Source organism: Streptomyces sp. NPDC002130 (assembly GCF_040296465.1).
Classification (GTDB): Bacteria; Actinomycetota; Actinomycetes; order Streptomycetales; family Streptomycetaceae; genus Streptomyces.
Window position 1 is genome coordinate 1 of the sequence record NZ_JBEOXI010000628.1, and the last position, 1,965, is coordinate 1,965.

The window sequence follows — 1,965 nt, forward strand, 5'->3', positions numbered from 1 at the left end:
GCACGCCAGCAACGTCAACGACCACTTGTACTTCGTGGTCAACCCCGGCCCGCGGCTGAACAGGTCTTTCGGGGTGCGTTCCAAACGGACGGTGATCTCGCGCCAGTCGTCCTCGCCGGGGCCGAAGTAGAAGCGCAACACGAAGTCCGGGCGCTTCCCCTTCGGTGGCTTCATGATCTTCCACAGCAGGGTTTCGACCTGTACGAATTCAGCCCAGTTCCGGCCTTGCACGCCGATGTCGCAGTCGAGGATCCGTTCCTCCACGCGCGGATAGTCCGACGGTGTCGACCCAGCTTGGTACGCGTAGTTCTCCCGGATCTGGGTGATCGGGGTGTGGTAGAAACCCGAATACCCTTCCAGCAGTGAAATACCCTGTCCCACAAAGTCCGGTCCGAAGATCGGCACGGTGACGATGTCCTGCTCGAACGTCGGACTCGTAGGATCGAAGTCGCGCATGATCAACAGGACGGGATAGCCGCCGTTGAAGTCGGGGTCACAGTTGTTCATCAATAATCCATTCCCCTAGACCGGCGTCAGCGTCGCGAGACCCTGGCGGGCAGCGCGTTCCATCTCGGCGGCGAACTGTTGCGGTGTGCCGTTGTAGCCGTGGAATTCCTGCGTGATGTTGTAGGTGTCGCCTCCACCGCTGTTGGCGGCGCGCATCGCGTTCGCGGCGCCCTGATCGACTGCCTCACCCCACCGACGTTCCAGCCCGAGCGGTGATGCGAACTCGCCGCCGATCTCCTTGAGCGCGTTGATCCCCCACGTGCGAATCTGTGGCCCGAAGTCCTGCCGCGCGAGCCACGCATTCGCGCCCTCAACGCCACCGCGAGCGACGGTGTCGTTGTAGTACGTGTCGTCATAGCCGGTGTTGTTCGGATCGAACGCCGTTGGCGGACCCGACGCAGATGCCGCGATACTCACTTCCGGCGCAGGAGCAGTCACACCGCTCGACACCGATGCCGCTGTCGCCGCGTTCGTCACCGCATCGCTCGTGATCTGACGGAGCACGTCGATGAAGTCCGGCCGCTCGAGCACCGAGATCAACCGCTCGAAATCAGCTGTCATCTCAGGAGAGAGGACCCGCTCAGGCTGCAACGTGAACTTCGGCATCAGACCGATACCGTTCGCGATACCGCCCTGGTCGTAGCCGTGTCCGTGGCCGATAACGCCGAGCAGGCTATCGCCGTATTTCTGTTCGCCGTACCGCGCCATGGCGTTCGTCATTGCCCACGGGTCGCGGCGGTTGTCCGGCAGTGCGGGGTCACGGTATGCCTGCCACGTTGTCGGAATCATCTGCCCCAGACCGACACCGGCAGCTTCGCCCGTTCCATTCACATCGACGATCTGCTGAGCGATGTTCGGGTCACCACCGGATTCTGTGTGAATCTGCCGAACCCAGGCATCGATCTTCTCGGGTGTCGGATCGTAGCCCTGGTTCTTGTAGGCATCGATCATCATCTGACGCCACTGCTCAGCACCCGCGCCCGGTTCGAACGATGCGCTACCGGACTCGGTGCTTGCTTGAGCGTTCATGGCGCCTTGGACAGCATTCTTCATTGCCGCCGTGATGCCGTTGAACATCGATTTCGGTAGTTGCCCCATCATCGACGGCCCGAAATCCGGGATTCCCGATCCGATGGTCGAGGTTGCCAGGTCGAATGCGGCGGCTGCGGGCTTGTAGACGGTGTTCAGGACGCTGCGGATCGCCCGGCCGATGCCGCCGCCGGACCCTCCACTGGAGAACTGTCCTGCGAGTTCCTGCAGGGTGTATTGCAGTCCGAACATCGAGTTGTCCGAACCGCGGGCAGCGCCACCCCACTGAACGCCGTTGTCGCCGGACGACTCCGCGTTCTTGCCGTCGATGGTGCCGGCCATGTGTGAGTTCTCGCCGCCGCCGCCGGTCAGCAGGGTGGTGCGGTCGCGGGCGACGACGAGGGAGGCGACCGCCCGCTCACGGAGCAC

Annotated in this window: 2 protein-coding genes; both read right to left on the reverse strand. The window is 63.1% G+C overall.

Going from position 1 to position 1,965, the window contains the following annotated elements; genetic code table 11:
* A partial coding sequence (locus tag ABT116_RS43705; protein ID WP_351646366.1) for a hypothetical protein occupies positions 1-507 on the reverse strand: 507 nt, incomplete at its 3' end.
* Positions 508-522: 15 nt separating this feature from the next.
* Positions 523-1,965: lysozyme family protein (locus tag ABT116_RS43710; protein ID WP_351646368.1), on the reverse strand; the 1,443-nt coding region annotated here is incomplete at its 5' end.